Source organism: Brucella pituitosa (genome assembly GCF_003049685.1).
GTDB lineage: Bacteria > Pseudomonadota > Alphaproteobacteria > Rhizobiales > Rhizobiaceae > Brucella > Brucella pituitosa.
The window spans coordinates 758934-778621 of the sequence record NZ_PYSY02000001.1; the positions used below are offsets into that span (position 1 = coordinate 758934).

The following is a 19688-nucleotide window of genomic DNA, read 5'->3' on the forward strand; positions in this document are numbered from 1 at the left end:
CAAATTTCTTACGTTTACGTAATATGCATTCTCGTTGGCGCTTTGCAAGCTTTCCTAATTCAAAATATTGGGAAATTCCTGCATTCCTATGACCACAAATTAAGTATCCAAGCCAAAATTCGGCTTTATCGTTGTTGCGTGACGGTGGTCCTAGTATATCGTAAAGGAAGCAAACCTTATACGGAGCGACCTGTTTAATGACGGCCGATGATGCAATTTTCCTTGGTGCAAGCCGCAAACCAGATGATTCCTATCAGCAGCCTGAATATCTGGCGCTGAAATATGGGAACAGGCATGGGCTTGTAACCGGTGCAACAGGTACGGGTAAGACGGTGACATTGCAGGTCTTGGCCGAGAGTTTTTCGGCTGCAGGTGTTCCTGTTTTTTGCGCCGACATCAAAGGCGATCTTTCAGGCATTGCAGCAACAGGTATTGTCAATGACAACCTGACCAAGCGTGCAGCGGAAATTAAGCTTGAACCATATGAAATGCGGGCTTCTCCAGTCATTTTCTGGGATATTTTCGGCGAGCAGGGCCATCCGGTTCGTGCGACCATTTCCGAAATGGGACCGCTGCTGCTTTCACGCCTGATGAGCCTCACGGATGCGCAGGAAGGTGTGCTTAATGTTGCCTTCCGTCTTGCCGACGAAGAAGGCCTGCTTCTGCTGGATTTGAAAGATCTGCAGGCAATGCTCACAGAAATGGCGGAGCGCTCAGCCGAACTCTCTGCAAAATACGGCAACGTCAACAAGGCGTCTGTCGGTGCAATCCAGCGTTCATTGCTCGTGCTCGATCAGCAGGGTGGTTCCAAGTTTTTTGGCGAACCGGCGCTGCGCATTGCTGACCTGATGCGCACCACGACCGACGGACGCGGCGTGATAAGCGTGCTTGCGGCTGATAAACTGATGATGAGCCCGCGCCTTTATTCGACATTCCTGCTGTGGCTTATGTCTGAATTGTTCGAGGAATTGCCGGAAGTGGGCGATCCCGATAAGCCGAAGCTCGTCTTCTTTTTCGATGAAGCGCATTTGCTGTTTGATGAAGCGCCTAAGGCATTGGTCGATCGTGTAGAGCAGGTGGTGCGCCTGATCCGCTCCAAGGGTGTCGGCGTTTATTTCGTGACGCAGAACCCGCTCGATGTGCCGGAAACGGTTCTCGCACAGCTCGGCAATCGTGTTCAGCACGCACTGCGCGCTTACACGCCACGTGAAACGAATGCGGTGAAGACGGCAGCCGATACGTTCCGGCCAAATCCGGATTTCAAGACGTTTGAGGCGATTACCAGTCTTGCAACCGGTGAAGCACTGATTTCGACATTGCAGGCCAAAGGTGTGCCGTCGATGGTGCAGCGCACATTGATCCGTCCGCCATCGTCGCGAATTGGACCATTGACGCCAGATGAGCGTGCAAAGGTTATCGCGGCGAGCCCTGTTTCCGGACAGTACGATCAGACTGTCGATCGTGATTCTGCATTTGAAATGCTTGCCAGAAAGGCACAAGCAGCCGCTGCAGCACAGCAGAAGACCAAGGAAGAAGAATCCGGAGAAGGTGGCAGTATTCTCGGTGATCTGGTTGGAACTGCATTGGGAACGGGGCGCCGTTCAGGACGTCAGACTGTTGCTGAGACTGCGATGAAGTCGGTGGTTCGGTCTGTCAGCAACTCACTCGGACGCGCGCTGGTTCGCGGTATTTTGGGTAGTTTCAAACGCTAAAGCATGTCGCGGAAAAGTGGGGACCGGTTTTCCGTTAACGACATGCGTAAAAACAAAGACTTAAAGCGCGTCGTCTGGGTATAATCAAACGCGAAGTGCTTTAAGAACGCGACGTGTTATAAAAGAGAAAGCCCCCATAAAGGGGGCTTTTTCATTTGTTCATTAGAAATCAATTCAGACTACATAACCAGAATAGGCGACTTCGCAGGTACGCGATTATAGAGGTCGATAATGTCCTGGTTCATCAGGCGTACGCAGCCCGACGAAACGGCTTTACCGATCGACCACCATTCAGGATTGCCGTGCAGGCGGTAGATCGTGTCTTTACCGTCTTTGAAGATGTAGAGCGCGCGCGCACCGAGTGGGTTCTTGAGACCTGGAGCCATGCCGCCATTGCGTGAGCTATATGGCTCGAGCTCTGGCTGACGGGCGACCATCTCATCCGGTGGCGTCCAGCGTGGCCATTCGCGCTTGTACTGTATGACTGCGCGGCCCGACCATGCAAACCCGTCGCGGCCAATGCCGACGCCGTAACGCATTGCCTGACCATTGCCGAGTACCAGATAGAGGAACCGGTTGGTGGTATCGACAACGATCGTGCCCGGCATTTCGCCTGTCGGATCCTGAACGACCTGGCGCAAGAAGCGCTTGTCCATTTTCTGGATCGGAATGGCAGGAAGCTGAAAGCCATTGTCTTCCACTGCAGCATACATTGATGCCCAGCTTCCGTATGAGGCATCGACGTTCGCCTGCGGTGTCCTGTTAATAGGATTGCCCGAAGCATCCACATCGACAATTGGAACATTCTGCCCCAACTGAGCGCAACCGGCGAGGCCGGCCGCCGCTGTTGCTGTCATGGCCGTAAGAAAAGAACGGCGGGTAAGGGTGGTGTGCATATGAAAACCAGATTAGTGACGGGAGGAGCTACAGATACAACGGTTAGGGTTAATGAAGTGCGACCAACCCGTTGCTTTGATCGCAAGTTGCGGTGTTTCAGTAATGCTGAACACTTTTTGTTCGGCGATTTGTGGGGGCAAAACGCCCCATAAATGTGGCCTCCCGCCGGTCGGAATAAGGCCTAAACGTGGCTAATACGATGGGATATGCCCCGTGTTGCCGCTGCGACACAATTTTGATCGCAACAGACCGTTATTGCATGAAGTTGCCCGTTCAAGTTTTAGTGAGATTCAATCAAGGAGCTGAAGGCTCGGCAGAATAAGAGCAGGCGGATGTTGCTTATACTCGTCGGGCTGGTTGGACCGATTGATCCAGACGGAGCGCATTCCGAATCGCGCAGCACCTGCAACATCCCATCGATTGGATGACTGAAACGAGATTGCAGATGGGTAGAGCCGCCATTGTGTGGTGACAAGTTCATAGACGGCGGGTGCGGTTTTATAGCGCTGTACAGTGTCTACAGAGATTACGTCGTCGAGCAGAACATCAAGCGCCGATGATTTAACTGCTGCCTCCAACATGGCCGGTGAGCCATTGGAGAGAATAGCCAAACGCGCGCCACGGCTTTTAAGGTTTTTGAGTGCAACCGGCACTTCAGGATAACAGTCGAGTTTCCAGTAGGCGTCGAGAAGATCGCTGCGAAGGGAAGGGGCTACGGAAGGATATCGCGCAAAAGCAAAATCCAGAGCTTCTTCTGTCAGCGCCCAGAAGTCTTTGTAGGCCCCCATAAGGCTTAGAACCCACGAATATTCCAGCTGCTTGGCGCGCCAAAGTTCCGAGAATAAACGACCATCAGGTCCGGCTTTATCCGCATGTTTACGCACGGCTGAGTGCACATCGAACAATGTGCCATAAGCGTCGAAAACATAAGAATTATAGGACACCGATTTTCTCCGTTCGTGCATCAATCTCAAAAAAAGTAAAGTGGACCTTATCCTTATGCAATTTCAATAAAAATTCATTGCGATGAGCCGCGAATTTAGAATATGCGCCATTGCCGCCCGAGGCGTTGCGGCCTATGTAAGTTGCGCACGCAAGTTTCAGGGTATGTATTCGCTCTGCCCCCAGTAGCTGCCTATTGCAAGCTGAAAGACAAAGAGGAGAGTTCCAATGGCTTTTGAACTGCCCGCCCTTCCGTACGATTATGACGCACTTGCTCCGTTCATGTCGCGCGAAACGCTCGAATTCCACCACGACAAGCACCATCAGGCATATGTTACCAATGGTAATAAGTTGCTTGAAGGTTCCGGCCTTGAAGGCAAGAGCCTCGAAGAAATCGTCAAGGAAAGCTTTGGCAAGAATCAGGCGCTCTTCAACAATGCAGGCCAGCACTACAACCATCTCCATTTCTGGAACTGGATGAAGAAAGACGGTGGCGGCAAGAAGCTGCCAGGCAAGCTTGAAAAGGCAGTTGAATCCGATCTCGGCGGCTATGACAAATTCCGCGAAGACTTCATTGCTGCCGGTGCTGGTCAGTTCGGTTCGGGCTGGGCATGGCTTTCGGTTAAGAACGGCAAGCTCGAAATCTCGAAGACTGCAAACGGTGAAAGCCCGCTGGTTCATGGCGCAACGCCAATCCTCGGCGTCGACGTATGGGAGCATTCCTATTACATCGATTACCGTAATGCGCGTCCGAAGTATCTTGAAGCTTTTGTCGATAGCCTCGTCAACTGGGACTACGTGCTTGAGCTTTACGAAAAGGCATAATCTGCCGCGTCAGTCGTAGGTATGAGAACCCCGCGAAAGCGGGGTTTTTCTTTGTTTAAATTTATGATTTCACACAAACATGATTAATATAATCACGAATTATATTCGTTGTAGCTATGATAAGGCAGAATATCAGAAATAATAAACAATAGTATTTCAATCATGTTTTTCACATTCTCGTGAAGTGCCTGTAATAATCGATATAACCTCTGTGTGTTACTTTTGATAGTTGGGGTTTGTTCGATGCCTTTGTTGCAATGGTGGTGATTGTATCGGATATTTGTACCAAGGAACGAATTTTGTTCAATTTTTAGATGCGGAGGACCATATGCGTTCATTTTTCCTTGCTGTCAGTTCAGTTGCGATTTTGACTGCCAGCGTGGCTCATGCCGATGTGATTGCTGACCGTCAGGCGATCATGAAGGATATGGGGCGTTCTGTTGGACAGCTCGCGCCGATGGTCAAAGGCGAGAAGCCTTTCGATGCTGCTACCGCTCTGGCTGCACTTGAGAAGCTGGATGCTGACGCCAAGAAATTAGACGTCGATACTCTGTTCCCGGCAGGGTCCGATCAAGGCGATACAGAAGCTTCGCCCAAGATTTGGGAAAACAAGGAAGATTTCGTCAAGCACGTTGAAAAGTTCCGCTCCGACGCTGCCGCAGCGCTTGCCGCAAAGCCGCAGGATCTTGATGCGTTGAAGCCAGCATTCCAGCAAGTCGCTGCCAATTGCGGTTCATGCCATCAAGTCTATCGTGTGAAAAAGAACTGATAAGAGCATTTGAGCCAAAAGTGCGAAGCAGTTTTGCGTCGAATAATGCGTAAACTAAAGGGATAGAGCGGTTTCTGTTTAAACAGAAACCGCTCTGGCAGAACAATGGTCCGTAAACTCGCATATGCCGCAGGTGCTGTATTCATCATTGGTGCTGCTGCCTTCTGGGTGCTGACGACGCCTCAGACGGTGGATCAGTCGGTGATTGCATCTTTGCAGCCGGGTGACGCTACCAAGGGCGAGCAGGTGTTCTGGGCAGGGGGCTGTGCTTCCTGTCATGCTGCTCCCGGTGCGTCGGGTGACGACCGCAAGGTGCTTGCGGGTGGGCATGAACTGGTTTCGGATTTTGGCACATTCATCGCACCGAACATTTCTCCGTCAGAGCAAGGTATCGGTAACTGGACCTTGCATGATTTTGCCAACGCAATGCTGAAAGGCGTGGGACGAGGTGGAGAGCATCTTTATCCGTCTTTCCCTTATACGTCTTACGCCAAAATGCAGCCGCAGGACGTTGCCGACCTCTTTGCTTACATGAAGACCTTGCCAACTTCTGACAATGTGGCAGCGCCGCACAAGTTGGGCTTTCCCTTCACGATTCGTCGTGGATTGGGGCTTTGGAAGCAGCTCTATCTTTCGGACAAACTAGTTGTGGACCTTGCAAGCGCATCCGACCAGGTGAAGCGTGGCCAGTATCTGACAGAAGCGCTCGGCCATTGCGGCGAGTGTCATACTCCACGCAACGTCATTGGTGGACTTGATACCAAGCAATGGATGGCTGGAGCGCTATCACCGGAAACCGGTAGCGATGGCCGTAAAGGCATCGTTCCCAATATTACCACAGGCGAGGGTGGCATCGGTGAATGGGGCGAGAACGATATCGCCTATGCATTGCAAAGCGGTTTCACGCCAGATTTCGATTCACTTGGTGGGTCAATGGCGGATGTCGTTGCCAATATGGCGCATTTGACGGATGCTGATCGTGCGGCAATTGCTGCATATCTCAAAGCCATTCCAGCGCATAAAAATGGCTATCCAGCACGGTAAAGCAATCAAGCCAAAAAGTGGTCCGCTTTTATCGTGAGCTCAGGCCGTTCTGATCTCTTCCAGCCCAAGCTCCTTGATCATCGCTTGCCGCATGACGAATTTCTGTATCTTGCCAGTTATGGTCATGGGAAACTCATCCACAAAACGGACATGCGCCGGGATTTTGTAATGAGCGATGTGCTGCTTGCAGAATGCAATAAATTCTTCTTCACTAAGCTCTCGGTCTCGATGCAGCTTGATCCATACGCAGATTATCTCACCGAATTTATTGTCTGGAACACCGAAAACCTGAGCATCGCTGATAGCCGGGTGGGTGAATAGAAATTCTTCGATCTCTCGCGGATAGATATTTTCACCACCGCGAATAATCAGATCCTTAATGCGTCCGACGATGTTGCAATAGCCTTCCGCATCAATGGTCGCGAGATCCCCTGTATGCATCCATCCAGCATCGTCAATTGCTTCTGCAGAGGCGACGGCATCTGCCCAGTATCCACGCATGACGCTGTATCCGCGGGTCAGTAATTCGCCTTTCTCGCCGCGTGGTGCGATCTTGCCATCTGCATTGATAATTTTCACTTCGAGATGCGGATGAATGCGACCGACCGTCGAGACGCGCCTTTCCAGCGGGTCGGTCGTTGCACTTTGAAAACTGACCGGACTTGTTTCGGTCATGCCATAGGCAATGGTGATTTCACTCTGATGCATTTCACTGACCACCCGCCGCATGATCTCAATCGGGCACGGCGAACCAGCCATGATGCCGGTGCGCAGACTGGTGAGATCGAAACGCGAAAATTCCGGATGGTCGAGCATCGAAATGAACATGGTCGGCACGCCATGCAGGCCGGTACATTTCTCGTCTTCGACCGTTTGCAGTGTGAGCAGAGGATCGAAGCTGTCATTGGGAATGACCATGCAGGCGCCGTGTGTCACACAGGCCAGATTGCCCAGAACCATGCCGAAGCAGTGATAGAAAGGAACAGGAATACAAAGCCGGTCCTGCTCACTGAGCCGCATCGCCTCGCCAATGAAGAAACCATTATTGAGAATATTGTGATGAGTGAGCGTCGCCCCTTTGGGGCTACCTGTGGTGCCACTGGTGAACTGGATATTAATCGGATCGTCAAATTGCAGCTCGTCTGCAAGCTGTAGCCGTTGTTTAATCGTGGTTGCGTTGCCGGAAATTGCGACTTCATCGAAATTAAACATGCCAGTCGTCCGCTCTTCCCCCAGGCGAATGACGCAACGCAGCCCCGGTAAGTGCTCTGAGCTGAGATAACCGGGCCGCGCATCACCAAGCTCTGGAACGATCGAGCGAAGAATTTCAATGTAATTGCTGGTTTTGAGGGAAGGGGTAAGGATAAGCGCTGCGCATTCGACCTTTGCCAGAACGTGCTTGAGTTCATGCGCGCGATAGGCTGGATTGATATTGACGAGAATAAGCCCCGCCTTCGCACTCGCGAACTGTGTGAGCAGCCATTCCACATTGTTGGGCGACCAGATGCCTATGCGCTCGCCGGGTTGGAGACCGATTGCAAGCAGTCCTTCGGCCAGCGCATCGGTACGGTTCTTTAATTCGTTATAGGTTAGTCGGATATTCTGGTGACGTACCACAACTGCCGGGCGGTTGGGATATTTCTCTGCTATCAGATCAAGATGGTTGCCGATGGTGTCGCCAATGAGTGGCGTTTCGTTTGCACCGTGAACGTAGCTCGCCTGCTGCATATATCCAATACTCCCAATCGATATGTCTGCACTTCTCGGACAGCATGACATTAAGATGGAGGACGGAAAATCACAGTTTTGTGGTTAGAGTATTCGAGCCAAAAGTGCGATCCGGTCTTAAATAGATGTGCTCTAACGCTTTGTGCAGCGCACCACCGTCGGCAGTCCGGCATTGGTGTATTTGCTCTGCATGGTATAGAGCCAGCCTTTGCACTCGGACATGGTTTTGAAGCAGCGGAAGCGGTCGATGGGCACTAGCCCGTCTCCATCACTGACAAATGGGGAATCGTCCACGCCGCTGAACTGGCCGACGATAACGCCGCTGCCGCGCGGCGGTGTATTGCAACGCTGGCCCGCATATTCGCTGACGTTCTTGCGGACTTGTGCGCTGGCGGTTGTGACGGACGGCAAAGCAACAAGGGCGGAAACGATCAAACTCATTGAAGCTATTGAAACGGTGATGCCGGAACGTAACATGGGCTTCTCCCTTGATCCGAAGCTATTCAACTAAAGTGATTATACGACACTCTGGGAAGTTTTCTAAGCTCAAGTTTTCGTGCAAGTTCAGATGAATACTCACTAAATTAGTATATTGACTTTTCCTTTCACTGAAATTTTTTAGAAGAATATTGTATTTGTCTGGAGTATTTCTAGCAAAAACGAGAAGCGGTTTTGTTTGGTGGGTTGGGTATCTCGGCTAATCCCGAACAGAATATAGAAACCTGAAAATGAGAATTCCCGCCTAATAAAATCAGACGGGAATTCTCGGCGTTTTACTGTTCAAACCTTAAAAATTAAGCTTTGCCAACCACTTTCAGTGCAAAAACATAGGTGTAAGCAACTTCTTCAAGCCGCGAGAAACGACCTGACGCGCCAGCATGGCCTGCATCCATGTTGATGCGGAAGAGAACTGGATGATCATCGGTCTTGAGCTCACGCAGCTTGGCTACCCATTTTGCCGGTTCCCAATAGGTAACGCGTGGGTCGGTCAGGCCTGCCACAGCGAGTATGCGCGGATAGGCTTGCGAACTGACATTATCGTAAGGCGAATAGGCTGCAATATTGCGATAATCAGCCTCAGAGTTGATCGGATTTCCCCATTCAGGCCATTCCGGCGGTGTGAGTGGCAATGTGTCATCAAGCATGGTGTTGAGCACATCGACAAATGGAACTTCCGCGATGATACCGCCAAAAGCATCTGGTGCCATATTGGCAATCGCGCCCATCAGCATGCCTCCAGCCGAGCCACCATGTGCGACGATACGGTCATGGCTTGTGAAGCCTTCTTTGACGAGATGCTTTGCTGCGGCGATGAAATCCGTGAACGTATTGATTTTTGTTTCACGTTTGCCGTTTTCGTACCAGGCGAAGCCTTTGTCTTTGCCGCCGCGAATATGTGCGATGGCATAGATGAAGCCACGATCAACAAGCGAAAGCCGCGATGTGCTGAAACTTGCCGGAATGGTGATACCATAAGAGCCGTAGCCGTAGAGCAGACACGGTGCAGAGCCATCGAGCTTCGTGTCCTTATGATAAATCAGCGAGACAGGAACCAGTTCGCCATCCGCGGCCGGCGCAAGGATACGACGTGTTACATAGTCTTCGATATTGTGGCCGGAAGGCACTTCCTGCGTTTTAAGCAGAACGCGTTCGCGCGTGCGCATGTTATAGTCGAAGAGTTGCTCCGGCGTCGTCATCGAGGAATATGAGAACCGGATTACTTCGGTATCGTATTCAGCACTGCCATGCAGGCCGAGAGAATAAGCTTCTTCATCAAATGCGATAGCATGTTGTTCGCCGGTTTTACGATCGTGAATAACAATGCGCGGCAAGCCATTATCCCGCTCCATCCAGATCAGATGATGTTTGAAAGCGCCATGCGAAAGGATAAGACGCCCTGGAACTTCAGCGACGACTTCCTCCCAGTTTTCCGGCTGCGGTGCAGATGCTGGAGCGCGCATGATCTTAAAGTCTTTGGCGCCATCGACATTGGTCAGAATGAAAAATTCATCGCCACCGGGCGCGAGGTCGTATTCAACACCAGTCTTGCGCTCCATGACGAGCTGAGGCTTTGCAGCCGGATCATTTGCAGGCAACAGCCAGCATTCAGAGGTTTCGTGGTCGTGAATATCTATGAAAACATAATCGTCGAGTGAAGAACCGCCAACGCCCAGGAAAAAGCCAGGATCCTGTTCTTCATAGATCAGCTTATCCTGCGCTTGATCTGTGCCGATCTCGTGATAGAAAACCTTTGAAGGTCGATGGTTTTCATCCAGCAAAGTATAAAAGAAACCTTTGCTGTTCGCGTCCCAGGTGCCACCTCCATTGGTGTCGGTGAGTATATCTCCAAGGTCTGACATGGAGTTCAACTCGCGAACTCTGAGTTTATAAAACTCTGATCCCTTGTCGTCGTAACCCCAGATCAAACGATTGTGATCGGGCGAGTGGTCAGCTGAAGCGAGGCGGAAGTAAGCCTTGCCTTCTGCTTCCTTGTCGCCGTCGAGGAGAATGGTTTCCGCACCGCCATCGCGTGGCGTGCGAATGAAATAAGGCTGCTCACCACCGGTTCGATAAGAAACGCCATAAGCAAACGGGCCGTCTTTTGACGGAATGGATGAATCGTCTTCCTTGATGCGACCGCGCATCTCAGCAAAAAGCTGCTTCTGGAGCGCATCCGTGTCCTGCATCAAAGCCGATTGATAGGCATTTTCAGCCTCCAGATGCGTGCGAATTTCAGGCGCGAGAACCGATGGATCTTTGAATACTTCCTGCCAGTTATCTGCGCGTAACCATGCATAATCATCGATGCGGGTAATACCGTGACGGGTATCCTTCGCTGGATGCTTCGGTGCTTTGGGGGGCTGAGGAAAATTGGTGTCGTGTGGCATGTAAAATCCAGTAAAAAGCAAATGAAATCAGTCCGAACCGTTGAAGAGGTCCGGACTGTAAGAGCTAAGTTATCAGTCCTGATCGAAGATCAGTGCGTTTCCGTTCATGCAATAGCGGAGACCTGTTGGTGCTGGGCCGTCAGGGAAAACATGCCCCAGATGTGCATCGCAGTCGGAACAGCGAATTTCGGTGCGGGTCATGCCATAGGAATGATCTTCAAAGGCAGCCACGGCATCCGGTTCGATTGGTTGATAGAAGCTTGGCCATCCGGTCCCGGATTCGTATTTTGCTTCCGATTTATACAACGGGCGATCACAGCAAACGCAGCGATAAATACCGTGCAGGGAACTGTCGAAGTTGGGGCTGGAGAATGCACGTTCAGTGCCATGCTGACGGGTGATCTGGTACTGGATCGGCGTAAGTTGCTCGCGCCATTCCGCATCAGTCTTTATAACCTTCAATGTGCGGGATTTATCGGCAGAGTTAGACATTTATATCTCCTCTCTTGTGCGAAGCCATGTGGATTGGACAGACGCACAGTGCAAATTAGGCATAAACTCTTCAATACACTACTAAATTGCTTGTGCATCTGAATGCCGGCATGTGCTCTATGGTTCGTAGCGATTATATAGTTGGTGGATAAGCCAAATGCGAGCTGATCTGAATGAAATATATTTTAATTATGCCTTTTTGCTGCCCGACTCCCTATTCAATGTCGCAATCAATAAATTGTGTTTGCAGTGGCGGTGGTAAATAGACTTGGCAGAAAAAAACTATTGCTTATGTGTGAGCTACAAATTAAGGAAGCGGCGGAAAAGAGATGCTCATCCCCCTATACTCGAGAATAAATGACAGAGCTGACAACAGCGCCGAATGCGTTTGGCTAGTTTGAATAGCGCTTCACGTTTTGTGTTTAAGTACACTGTATTTGCACATCCAAGAAGAATTCAATTCTGTTAATGTAATGTGGTTTGACAATTCTATTGCAAATGGCACTATTCATTGATACTTGCATCGCCGAATGAGTTGGGCAGGGCATAAGAATTTCGCGTAGACGGCAATCGGTTCTGAGAGCTGCAGTCTGCTTGAGCTAAAGCAAAGACAAAAAAAGGAAAAACAATGGAAAACCCTGAAATCTTCGACGAGAGCGCAGAATTGCTTCTCAGCCTTACTGCTGATGTTGTTGCTGCCTATGTCGGAAACAACTCCATTCGTGCGAGCGAACTACCTCTCCTGATTTCGGAAGTGCATTCTGCTTTCAAGCGTCACGTTGAGCGTGAAGAAGCTCCGGTCGTTGTTGAAAAGCCGAAGCCAGCAGTCAATCCTAAGAAGTCAGTTACTGACGATTATATCATCTGTCTGGAAGACGGTAAGAAGTTCAAGTCGCTTAAGCGTCACCTGATGACCCACTACAGCATGACCCCTGAACAGTACCGTGAAAAGTGGGATCTTGATCCTAACTATCCAATGGTTGCTCCTAACTATGCAGCAGCACGTTCGCGTCTTGCAAAGAAGATGGGCCTGGGCCGCAAGCCTAAGGACGCGTAATCGAATCTGATTCAATCAGATCGGCGCTCTGATTTTGGCCCGGAAAGCATGGATTTTCTACATGCGTTCCGGGCCATTATTTTATGTTTGTTCATTTTTTGTGGGCATTCGGCGTATATTCCTCCCGCCGAGGCGGTCGAACGCCTGTTTTAAGGCGATATGGCGATTGAGGTCATAACTCCAGTGACTGTTGACGCCTTTCAGACGTTCACGTTCGATCAGACGACCGAGCTTTGTCTGCGCCTGTATCCGCTCTGCTTCCGGTGCGTTTAATAACTTATCCATATCAATCCCGGCGATCATTTGCAGTGCCACGCGCTGCATCGCGCATATTCGCTCTTCTTTTCTCGCAGCCAGAAAATTTATGCTCGCTTGTTTCAGTGCAACTGCCTTCATTTTTATCCTCATCAGTTTGTTGCGGGTTCTGATGAGAGGATCGCTCATGTTCGATGTTGTTGGATAAGATTCCTATTTAATATGATTGCAGTGGATATATGCCCCGCTTCACGTTGTAAAAAACTTATCCACGCTTGCAATTTTCTCACTATAAGAAGATATTCCTATTACGGTGAGGAAAGATGAATGTCTTTGGAACTAACAGATATCATCCATACCCGGGCTGAGGCTCTTGAGGTTTTAAAAGTGATCGCAACGCGACACGGACGAGCACTCAAGATCGATAATTCTGGTCGTGCGTTGGGGCGAAGGCGTCAGGAAAAAAGCGTGGAACTTTGTGACGCTCTGATTGATCTGTTGTCCGCATATTTTGCTGTTAGCGGTGCAGAACTGCGCTCGCCCTTGCGATGCAGAAGGGAGGTGGCGCAAGTCAGGCAGTTGGGGATGTACCTTGCACACACGTCGTTCGGAATGGTGATGAGCGAAGTCGCGGTCGGGTTTGCCCGGGATCGCACTACGGTCATGTATGCCTGCCATCTGGTGGAGGACAGGCGTGATGACGAAGATTACGATGCCATAGTTTCCAAGCTGGAAAAGATGGTCGGTCTGGGATTCTCTGCTTGGAGGATGGCAGCATGAGCGATGTGTTTTCGACTTCGGAAGCCAGAATCCTGCGCTTTCTTAAGCACGGTGGATGTGATGTTCAGGATTCTGTACGTGAAACGCACGTCTTGCTTGTGGGAGAGCAGGGAACAATCGCTGCAACGCGTGTAGAACTCGAGGCGATGCAGAAACGCGGCATTTTGCTCTGCGACGGGCAGCGGATAGTGATCTCTGGGGCTGCACGTAAGACTGCGAGTAAAAACATAAAAACTGCACGGAAGACGGAAACGGTCGAATTTGAGCATGGGGAAAGGATCGAAATCAATCCGTCTGAATCTCCTCTGGCCAAGCTTTATCGTCTGCGCAATGGCGATGGCGAGAGTTTTATTTCTGACGATGAATTTCGTGCAGGCGAGCGATTGCGCGCTGATTTTACACGCGGCTCCATGATGCCGTCAATTTCCGCGCGATGGGATGTCGGCATCCGTAACTCATCGCGGTCGGGCCCAGGCGGAATGGCCGAACTCACGGATATTGCGCTTGCAAGTCGGATGCGGGTTGAGCGAGCGCTGGAAGCAGTCGGACCGGAGTTGAGCGGTGTCCTGATCGATGTGTGTTGTTTTCTGAAAGGGCTTGAGACCGTAGAGCGGGAACGTCAGTGGCCGGTGCGGTCAGGAAAAATGCTGCTTAAGACAGGTCTCGCCATGCTGCACAGGCATTACAGTCCACAGGCACAAGAACGGCGATCTCCTGAGGTTTTGCATTGGGGTGCGACCGACTATCGACCAACTGCTCACCCAAATCAGAGCTGAATTAGAGCGTATCCCGAAAAGTGTGCAACGGTTTTTGGATAAGCTGCGCGGATTGACTGCATTGACCTATCCAGAAGTTTGAATAAGAAGACGTCAAATACCGGGGGTTAAAATGCAAAGCAGTCAGCAAAATCTGGAACGAGTTCTGTCAAAGCTGGAGGCGCGTGCAGGTGACGAACAGGTGTTCGGCACGGTCTATGCAGATGGAGCACGTGCTGAGGCTGATGCATCAGACAGACGCCTGAAAGAAGGGCGCTCACTCGGCCCGCTCGACGGACGAATTGTTTCGATCAAGGATTTGTTCGATGTGAGAGGGGAGCCGACATTAGCGGGTTCCGTCATTCGCAAATCGGCTTTGCATGCGAATAACGACGCAGTCGTCGTTCAGAGGCTGAAAGACGCCGGTGCAGTCATTGTTGGCAAAACCCATATGACAGAGTTTGCTTTTACTGCGGTCGGATTAAACCCGCATTACGGCGTGCCGGGTAATGCGATTGATTCAAGCCGGGTTCCCGGTGGTTCCTCCTCAGGCGCTGCGGTTTCTGCGGCTGAAGGTACCAGCGAGATAGCAATCGGCTCCGATACGGGCGGCTCCATTCGCATCCCTGCGGCTCTGAATGGCTTGGTAGGCTTTAAACCAACCGCCCGTCGCATTCCGCTGGATGGCGCTTTTCCGCTGACGCCCGCTCTTGATTCAATCGGACCTTTGGCCAAAACGGTCGCCGACTGCATTCTCGCGGATGCTGTGATGGCGGGTGAAGCGCCGATTCTGCCAGAGGCAGCATCGTTAGATGGACTGACCGTAGGATTGCCAAAAGGCCTGCTTTTGTCGGAGTCGGAACCAGAGGTAACTGCTGCATTCAACTCGGCAATTTCGGTTCTGACCGCAGCAGGCCTGCGGGTCGTTGAGCTGGAACTGGATGATCTCATTCTTCAACTGCGCGATGCGACGCGCATTGGTTCGATTGTAGGTATCGCAGCCAGTCGTATTCATGCCGAAACATGGCTCAAAGATCCAGACGCGAATGTCGATGACAGGGTAAAGCATACGCTTGCAAAGCGGTTGGGCGTCTCGGATGAGGACTTCGCAGCATTGATGCAGACGAGAACACGGCTCGCATATGAAATGGAACAACGGCTAGCTGGCATTGATTTTTTTGTGACGCCGACAACGCCGATTGTTGCGCCAACAATTGCATCGGTCAGCGACAATTCTGCCGAATATGACCGCGTTGAGAGCCTATTGTTGCGAAATACGCAAATTGCCAATCAATTTGATCTTTGCAGCATAACGCTGCCGCTGCCTGTTACGGGGTTACCGGTCGGTCTGATGATGACGGCACGCCATGGAACCGACAGGCAATTGCTGTCCGCAGCACTGTCGGTTGAACGCTTGTTAGGCTGAAACTTTGAGCGCTTCGGCATCACGGCGAATACGCGCGACCATGGAACGCAAACCGTTGGAGCGCTGCGGTGTGAGATGCTCATCAAGTCCAAGCTTTTTGAGCACTTCCTCCGGATCAGACGATACGATTTCTGAAGCCTTACGACCTGAATAGAAGGCGAGCACGATTGCAACCAGACCGCGCACAATATGCGCATCAGAATCGCCCAGAAATTCAATAACCGGATCATCACCTTCATGCGGAATGGTCTTGAGCCACACTTGGCTGACACAGCCCTGCACTTTGTGAGCAGCATCGCGGGCATCGTCTGGATAGGCTGGTAATTCCTTGCCGAGATCAATCACATAACGATAGCGGTCTTCCCAATCGTCGAGAAATTCGAAGTCGGAGATGATGCTGTCGATGGTGGTAGTCATGATACTTGCCCGAAATCCATTTGGTATATGCGGCCTATATAGTGACAAAAGCCGCAAACGTCACGGAAAACCGTTAGTTCTTTGTAGGAATTGCGCTGGTTCGATAATGCTTAGGAATAATAGTTAGAGCGGTTCCGACGATTCAATCTTAGCTGGAACCGCTTTAAGCGTACGCAGTGCCACTGAGCGCGGTGTGGGAATCGGAACAATGTGTGACGAGCTTGATGTCGGCTCGGCTGGCAGCTCTTGTTTCGCGACAATGGGCACAACTGGATCAGATGATTGCTGTTTTGTGCCGAAACGGTCGCTCAGATATTCGAGTATGCCGCCGCTACGTTCGAGCATTCCACTTGCGGCGCTGGAAAGAAATGATGTTCCGTTCTCACAGAACGAAGGGTTGTTTACACAGAGCTTGCCGATTTCCAACGCTGTTTTGCCATTGGCCAATAGCTGATCAACGGAGTCGGGCTCGCCTTTGGCCTGAACCGAAGCCTTTTGAGGCGTTGTTTTTTCGTCCGCAGGAAAGAAGTGCGGCATTACCATGAATGCCAGCGACAGCCAGATTGCGGATTTGATGAGAAAACGGATCATTACGCTCGGGGTTTGTTGGCCGGGATTGGTGGGATCATTGTCCTCTCAATTTGAAAAGATTCCGTAACCAAGTGGTTAGAGACTGTCAGGAGCGGTTGTCATAGGCGCGAGAGAGCCTCCAGCGTGTCGATATCCACCATCTGTTTACCATAGCGGAAAAACTCGGGCTCTGATCTGTCAGATTCTGCATAGAGACGTTCAAGATGCTCTCGCTTTATCGTTTCTTTAAAGCCTCACCTGCAATTCTAGCGTCAACAGGCAGATCCCTGATGGATAAGCCGCGCGAGTATTGAGTGGGTAAGGCAAGTTGAACGCCATTCTTTTAAACGTAGCACAGACCGTAGGCACGAAGGTGCAGGCGTTTGCGCGTTTTCACGAACGTTTTTGCCAGCGCTGGACCGAGCAGTCGGATGCATCTGCGATTCGGGTTGTTGGCTCGTTCATGCTCGTTCCGGTTCTCCTGTTTGCCGCCGTGCTCGCTTCTGGTGTTACGACAGATTTTGCAGCACTTGCTGTGCTCGGTGCCAGTTTCGCCGGCGCTGCGATGATTTTCTGTGCTTTGAGCCTGATGGGCTTGAGTGTCACTGCTCTTGGAACATTGAATTTCGCGATCTATGGCGCGGGTCTTGCCGCAATTGGTATATTTGCGAGCACCAGCACTATCGCTCTTTGGGTGATGGCCGCAGCCTTGCCGCTTGAGGTCTGGTTTGTAAGCCGCAAGCCCTTGGCAACGTTTGCAGGTGTGCCGCTTGCAGGGTTGGTTTTGAGCACTTTTGCACTGACAAGCGGTACTTCAGTTGCTGGTGGATCATTGGCGTCGCTGATCGTCTTGATGCTTTACGTGGCAAGCCTCGTTGCTCGCAGCTTCACAATTAAAAGTGCTGTTGCATCGAAACCGCTCGCACAGCAAAAGCCCGTGGTTGCAAAGGGCGATGTTCAGCTCTCAATGGATTTTGAGGGTGTCATCACCGAGATTGATACACAGTCGGCAGCACTTCTCGGCGTAGAGCCTAAGATGTGTGAAGGCATTGCATTGATTGACCGCGTTCACGTCGCTGATCGGGTAGAATATCTATCGCTTCTTGCAGACTTGCGTTCGGGTCATTCTGCGCGTCCGGCGAATATCCGCCTGCGCACGCTTGAGAATGGCAATCCGGTTTTCCTCGCTTTCCGCATGGAAGGTCTTGCCGTCAATGGCATCATTACACTTGTTGGGCGCTCGCTTGAGGGTGAACAGAAGCTTATTGAAGAAATCAATGCGCTGAAGGCGCAGCTTGAAGCCGAGCGTATCGGCAAAGGTCGTCTGCTCGCAACTGTGAGCCATGAACTGCGCACGCCATTAAACTCGATCATCGGCTTTTCAGATATGCTGTCGCATGAAATGGGCTGCCAGCTGCAGAATGAAAAGCAGCGCGAATATGCAGGTCTTATTCATAAGTCGGGCCATTATCTGCTGGAGCTGGTGAACTCAGTGCTTGATAATTCGCGGCTTGAAATTGGCACTTATCGCATTGAACCACAGAGTTTCATTTTCCGCGACGCGGCTGAAATGTGTGCCGCAGTCATGCTCCCGCAAGCTGAAAAGAAGGGCCTTGCGCTTTGCCATCGTGTGAATGCGACTACGGGAGAAGTGGTGGCCGACCGTCGCGCAGTGCAGCAGATTTTGCTCAACCTCACAGCCAATGCGGTAAAGTTCACGGAATCGGGCGGTTGCGTCACTATCGATGCGGCGCGCGTGATGGTCGATGGCCGGCCTCAGCTCGAAATTATCGTTTCCGATACTGGTATTGGTATCGAGCCAGAAGACATGCAGCGCATTGGATCGCCTTTCGTGCGGGCCGACAATAACTATACACGCGCGCAAGAGGGGACTGGTCTTGGCCTGTCAGTGGTCAAGGGCTTGGTGGAACTGCACCAGGGCACAATGCAAATTAAAAGCTGTGTGGGCGAAGGAACGGTCGTAACCGTTCACTTGCCAGTGGCGGGTCCGCAAAAACTGTTCGAACAGGATTTTTTGGGAGCAGAAGATCAACAGCAGCTTGGCACGGTGATTGACATGCACCGTCACCAGGGAGAACGGAATAATGAGTGGCAGAAAGACGAAGACCGGGAACAAGGCCCAGAGCGGATCGATGCGCAAACCCGCAAAACAGCATAGTTTCGGCCGCCGCCTGCTCAAATTCTTTTTCAGCTCGGCTTCCGCGCTGGCGATTTTCGCTGGCGATTTCATTGTACGCAATCCCGTCCTAACGGGCGGTGCAACAGCGTTTGCCGTGGTGTTGGGCTTTGTTTCGGCCAACGCACTCTGGTATCAACCCGAAGCACATAATGCAGTCTTCTTCAAAACACGTGCAGACTTCGTCTTCAAGGCAACGCCGCGCGCAGTTCTGCCCGGCACGGCTGAAGTAGATAAACCTCAAGAATCGCTAACGAAAACTGCAAGCACAGAAACGCCTGAGACCACACTACCGCAATCGCAGACGGAAGTCGCAGAATTGTCTCCGGATCGGTTGCAAGTTACAGGTTCTATCGATGAGATGCTGCCAGCGCTTGCGCCCAATGCCGATATTGAGATCGCACGGCTGCAACAAAGGCTGTTGACGCTCGGCATCTACCAAGGCGCAGTTGATGGCTTCACAGGTCCTCAAACCCGTGAGGCTATCGACCGTTGGCAGGCTCTTCAGAAGAAGGTTAGCGTTCCGGCACAAAATGGTGCAACGCAGGCGACAACTGAAGACGACGTGGCTAAGGTGATCGACTTGGCCGTACCGTCGCCCCGCCCTGAGCCTGCTGTCTTGAAAGCCGACAAAATGGCAAAGCGTGCGCCCGATCTTGCTTCGCTGGAACGCAAGCCAGCACAGGAAAAGAAGCAAACAGCGGCAGCACCAGCAGTGCAGCAGCAGGCGAATATCTCCTCACAGGACATCGTGCGTGTGCAGGCTGGCCTGAAGGCTTTTGGCAATGAAATGGTGAGTGTTGACGGTGTTCCGGGTAAATCCACACAGGATGCTATTCGCGAGTTCCAGAAACTGTTCAACTTGCGGGTAACCGGCGAAGTTGACGCTGCATTGATCTCCAAAATGCGTGAAATCGGGCTCATAAGTTGATCC

At 51.4% G+C, this 19688-nt stretch carries 20 protein-coding genes; 11 read left to right on the forward strand and 9 right to left on the reverse strand.

What is annotated here, in order from left to right; translation table 11 throughout:
- Positions 1-197: 197 nt before the first annotated feature.
- Positions 198-1712: a helicase HerA-like C-terminal domain-containing protein gene (locus C9380_RS03655; protein WP_128093010.1), complete on the forward strand. Its 1515-nt coding sequence runs from the start codon at positions 198-200 to the stop codon at positions 1710-1712.
- Between the two features lie 3 nt (positions 1713-1715).
- The gene (gene tilS / locus C9380_RS28445; RefSeq protein WP_128093624.1) at positions 1716-1796 is read left to right on the forward strand and encodes a tRNA lysidine(34) synthetase TilS; all 81 of its coding nucleotides are present in this window, start codon (positions 1716-1718) and stop codon (positions 1794-1796) included.
- A 95-nt stretch (positions 1797-1891) separates the two neighbouring features.
- On the opposite strand, the gene C9380_RS03665 is transcribed toward tilS, so the two are convergent.
- On the reverse strand, positions 1892-2608 hold the full coding sequence (locus tag C9380_RS03665; RefSeq protein ID WP_024897248.1) for a L,D-transpeptidase: 717 nt from the start codon (positions 2606-2608) through the stop codon (positions 1892-1894).
- 291 nt (positions 2609-2899) lie between these two features.
- Positions 2900-3553: a haloacid dehalogenase type II gene (locus C9380_RS03670; protein ID WP_128093011.1), complete on the reverse strand. Its 654-nt coding sequence runs from the start codon at positions 3551-3553 to the stop codon at positions 2900-2902.
- Between the two features lie 226 nt (positions 3554-3779).
- Here C9380_RS03670 and C9380_RS03675 point away from each other — a divergent pair, with 226 nt between their 5' ends.
- From C9380_RS03675 to C9380_RS03685, 3 genes are all read left to right on the forward strand, one after another.
- The gene (locus C9380_RS03675) at positions 3780-4376 is read left to right on the forward strand and encodes a superoxide dismutase (RefSeq protein WP_007874131.1); all 597 of its coding nucleotides are present in this window, start codon (positions 3780-3782) and stop codon (positions 4374-4376) included.
- A gap of 328 nt (positions 4377-4704) precedes the next feature.
- Positions 4705-5145: a c-type cytochrome gene (locus C9380_RS03680; RefSeq protein ID WP_111786275.1), complete on the forward strand. Its 441-nt coding sequence runs from the start codon at positions 4705-4707 to the stop codon at positions 5143-5145.
- 105 nt (positions 5146-5250) lie between these two features.
- Positions 5251-6189, forward strand: coding sequence for a cytochrome c (locus C9380_RS03685; protein ID WP_111786276.1), 939 nt, complete (start codon positions 5251-5253; stop codon positions 6187-6189).
- Between the two features lie 39 nt (positions 6190-6228).
- On the opposite strand, the gene C9380_RS03690 is transcribed toward C9380_RS03685, so the two are convergent.
- The 4 genes from C9380_RS03690 to msrB form a co-directional block, all read right to left on the reverse strand.
- Positions 6229-7917: an AMP-binding protein gene (locus C9380_RS03690; RefSeq protein ID WP_128093012.1), complete on the reverse strand. Its 1689-nt coding sequence runs from the start codon at positions 7915-7917 to the stop codon at positions 6229-6231.
- 132 nt (positions 7918-8049) lie between these two features.
- Complete coding sequence (locus tag C9380_RS03695) at positions 8050-8358, reverse strand: hypothetical protein (RefSeq protein WP_374844394.1); 309 nt, start codon at positions 8356-8358, stop codon at positions 8050-8052.
- Positions 8359-8711: 353 nt separating this feature from the next.
- Positions 8712-10805 carry a S9 family peptidase gene (locus C9380_RS03700; RefSeq protein ID WP_128093013.1) on the reverse strand — a complete coding sequence of 698 codons (2094 nt, stop codon included), beginning with the start codon at positions 10803-10805 and terminating at the stop codon, positions 8712-8714.
- Between the two features lie 72 nt (positions 10806-10877).
- Complete coding sequence (gene msrB / locus C9380_RS03705; RefSeq protein WP_024897255.1) at positions 10878-11297, reverse strand: peptide-methionine (R)-S-oxide reductase MsrB; 420 nt, start codon at positions 11295-11297, stop codon at positions 10878-10880.
- Positions 11298-11925: 628 nt separating this feature from the next.
- On the opposite strand from msrB, the gene C9380_RS03710 reads away from it, so the two are divergent.
- Positions 11926-12354 (forward strand): Ros/MucR family transcriptional regulator, encoded by a 429-nt coding sequence (locus C9380_RS03710; RefSeq protein ID WP_024897256.1) that lies wholly within the window; start codon positions 11926-11928, stop codon positions 12352-12354.
- 81 nt (positions 12355-12435) lie between these two features.
- Here C9380_RS03710 and C9380_RS03715 read toward each other — a convergent pair whose 3' ends face one another.
- A complete protein-coding gene (locus tag C9380_RS03715) occupies positions 12436-12750 on the reverse strand; it encodes a cytoplasmic protein (RefSeq protein ID WP_128093014.1) in 315 nt (104 codons plus the stop codon).
- A 192-nt stretch (positions 12751-12942) separates the two neighbouring features.
- On the opposite strand from C9380_RS03715, the gene C9380_RS03720 reads away from it, so the two are divergent.
- From C9380_RS03720 to C9380_RS03730, 3 genes are all read left to right on the forward strand, one after another.
- Positions 12943-13389 carry a helix-turn-helix domain-containing protein gene (locus C9380_RS03720; RefSeq protein WP_024897258.1) on the forward strand — a complete coding sequence of 149 codons (447 nt, stop codon included), beginning with the start codon at positions 12943-12945 and terminating at the stop codon, positions 13387-13389.
- Positions 13386-14165 (forward strand): DUF6456 domain-containing protein, encoded by a 780-nt coding sequence (locus C9380_RS03725; RefSeq protein WP_024897259.1) that lies wholly within the window; start codon positions 13386-13388, stop codon positions 14163-14165. The genes C9380_RS03720 and C9380_RS03725 overlap by 4 nt, the downstream gene beginning before the upstream one ends.
- Before the next feature lie 112 nt (positions 14166-14277).
- A complete protein-coding gene (locus tag C9380_RS03730; RefSeq protein ID WP_128093015.1) occupies positions 14278-15570 on the forward strand; it encodes an amidase in 1293 nt (430 codons plus the stop codon).
- Here C9380_RS03730 and C9380_RS03735 read toward each other — a convergent pair.
- A complete protein-coding gene (locus C9380_RS03735) occupies positions 15562-15987 on the reverse strand; it encodes a SufE family protein (protein ID WP_024897261.1) in 426 nt (141 codons plus the stop codon). The two genes, C9380_RS03730 and C9380_RS03735, sit on opposite strands and share 9 nt — an antisense overlap.
- A gap of 123 nt (positions 15988-16110) precedes the next feature.
- Entirely contained in the window at positions 16111-16578 is a 468-nt protein-coding gene (locus tag C9380_RS03740) for a hypothetical protein (protein ID WP_024897262.1), read from the reverse strand.
- Positions 16579-16885: 307 nt separating this feature from the next.
- Here C9380_RS03740 and C9380_RS03745 point away from each other — a divergent pair, with 307 nt between their 5' ends.
- Both C9380_RS03745 and C9380_RS03750 read left to right on the forward strand, forming a co-directional pair.
- A complete protein-coding gene (locus tag C9380_RS03745) occupies positions 16886-18736 on the forward strand; it encodes an ATP-binding protein (RefSeq protein ID WP_100559480.1) in 1851 nt (616 codons plus the stop codon).
- Positions 18711-19685 carry a peptidoglycan-binding domain-containing protein gene (locus C9380_RS03750; protein ID WP_128093625.1) on the forward strand — a complete coding sequence of 325 codons (975 nt, stop codon included), beginning with the start codon at positions 18711-18713 and terminating at the stop codon, positions 19683-19685. The genes C9380_RS03745 and C9380_RS03750 overlap by 26 nt, the downstream gene beginning before the upstream one ends.
- Positions 19686-19688: the final 3 nt, after the last annotated feature.